The following is a 2,331-nucleotide window of genomic DNA, read 5'->3' on the forward strand; positions in this document are numbered from 1 at the left end:
GTGCAGTCCGAGATCGATCGCCTTCATCGCCAACTCGCGTCCGCCCGTGTAGCAATGCAGCACGGCGTGAAAAGGTCCCTTTGCGATCTCCTCGTCCAGGATGCGGCCGCACTGCTCGTCCGCCTCGCGGGTGTGGATCACGAGCGGGAGCCCAGTCGCGCGCGCCGCGGCGATATGAGCGCGGAAGCCGCGCTCCTGCGCCGCGCGCGAGCCATGCTCATAGAAATTGTCGAGCCCCGCCTCCCCGAGCGCCACCACTTTCGGATGGGTGGTCAGCGCGATCAGTTCGTCGGCCGTGATGCCGTCTTCCTCGTCGGCATTGTGGGGATGGGTTCCGACCGAGCAATAGACGTTGTCGTAGCGCTCGGCGATCGCGAGCAGCTCGGAGAGGCGCCGCACCCGGGTCGAGATCGTCACCATGCGTCCGACCCCGGCCGCAGCCGCCCGCGCGATGATGCCATCGAGATCGTCGGCGAAATCTGGGAAATCCAGATGGCAATGGCTGTCGACCAGCATCACTGAGCCGCCGGTTCGATGTAGCGCGGGAACACGGCCTGCGGCGCCGGGACCTGGGTGGCAGGCGCGATCCTGTCCTCGCCGCCGAGCCGCGCGAAGTCGCGCTCATCCTCGGGGATGCCGAGGCTGTCGAGCAGCTTTGCCGATGCGGCCGGCATCACCGGCTGGGTCAGGATCGCGATCTGCCGGATCACCTCCGCTGTGACATAGAGCACGGTGCGCTGCCGTGGCGGATCGGTCTTGGCCAGCGCCCATGGCGCCTCGCCGGCGAAATAACGGTTGGCTTCGGCGACCACCGACCACACCGCGTTGAGCCATTGGTGGATCTGCTGCGTCGCCATCGCCTTGCGCGCGGCGCCGATCATGGCATCAGCCTCCGCCAGGATCGATTTATCGTTGGCGGAGAGCTCGCCGGGCTCGGGCAGCACGCCGCCCAATTGCTTGGCGATCATCGACAGCGAGCGCTGCGCGAGATTGCCGAGATCGTTAGCGAGATCGGCGTTGATGCGCGCGACGATGGCCTCATGATTGTAGTTGCCGTCCTGGCCGAACGGCACCTCGCGCAGGAAGAAATAGCGCATCTGGTCGACACCATACTGGTCGGCGAGCGTGAAGGGATCGACGACATTGCCGACCGACTTCGACATCTTCTCGCCCCTGTTGAACAGGAAGCCGTGCGCGTAGACGCGCTTCGGCACCGGAACGCCGGCCGACATCAGGAAGGCCGGCCAGTACACCGCATGGAAGCGGATGATATCCTTGCCGATGACGTGCACGTCGGCCGGCCAGTACTTCCAGTTGGGATCATCCTCGTCGGGAAAGCCGATCCCGGTGATGTAGTTGGTCAGTGCGTCGACCCAGACATACATCACGTGCTCGTGGTCGTCAGGCACCCGCACGCCCCAGTCGAAGGTCGTGCGCGAGATCGAGAGATCCTTCAGCCCGCCTCTGACGAAGCTGACGATCTCGTTGCGGCGGGAGTCCGGGCCGATGAATTCAGGGCTGCTCTCATAGAGGGCGAGCAGCTTGTCCTGATAGGCCGACAACCGGAAGAAATAGCTCTTCTCCTCGACCCATTCCACCGGCGTGCCCTGCGGACCAAGGCGCACATTGTCGTCGTTGAGGCGCGTCTCGTCCTCGGCGTAGTAGGCCTCGTCGCGCACCGAGTACCAGCCGGAATACACATCGATGTAGATATCGCCATTCTGCTGCATCCGGTTCCAGATCGCCTGGACCGAGCGGTGGTGCGCGGGCTCCGTGGTGCGGATGAAGCGGTCGAACGAGACGTTCAGCCGCTCGTCCATTTCGCGGAAGCGGCCGGCATTGCGAGCGGCGAGTTCAGCAGGCGTCAGACCTTCGTTCTGCGCGGTCTGGATCATCTTCAGCCCGTGCTCGTCGGTGCCGGTCAGGAAGAACACCTCCTTGCCGTCGAGCCGCGCAAAGCGCGCGATGGCATCGGTCGCGATCGCCTCATAGGCGTGACCGATATGCGGCTGGCCGTTGGGATAGGCAATTGCAGTGGTGACGTAGAACGTGTTGCTGGCGGCGCGTTCGGTTGCCGCCGGCGCAGCCGCCTCCTGCTGTTGCGCCTCGCGATCGACCGCAGACTTCGGCTTGCGCGGCGCCTTTGGCTTGGCGGGACGTGGCGCCTTCGGAGCCTCGACCACCGTCCTGATCTCAGCTGGCCTAGCACCAGCCGGCTTCTTCGCCACAGGAGCCTTTGCGACCTTGCCCGCCTTTGCGCGAGCCTTGCTCACATGCTTGACGGCTTTTTTCACGGTCTTCTTAGGCGCCTTTTTTGCGCCCGTCTTGTCT

At 64.6% G+C, this 2,331-nt stretch carries 2 protein-coding genes; both read right to left on the reverse strand.

The annotated features are described in order from the left end of the window. On the reverse strand, positions 1-516 hold a 516-nt coding region (locus tag BRAS3843_RS09565), incomplete at its 3' end, for a TatD family hydrolase (RefSeq protein WP_035981244.1). Further along, a partial coding sequence (gene metG, locus BRAS3843_RS09570) for a methionine--tRNA ligase (protein ID WP_083841348.1) occupies positions 516-2,331 on the reverse strand: 1,816 nt, incomplete at its 5' end. The genes BRAS3843_RS09565 and metG, both read right to left, overlap by 1 nt.

Source organism: Bradyrhizobium sp. STM 3843 (assembly GCF_000239815.1).
Classification (GTDB): domain Bacteria; phylum Pseudomonadota; class Alphaproteobacteria; order Rhizobiales; family Xanthobacteraceae; genus Bradyrhizobium.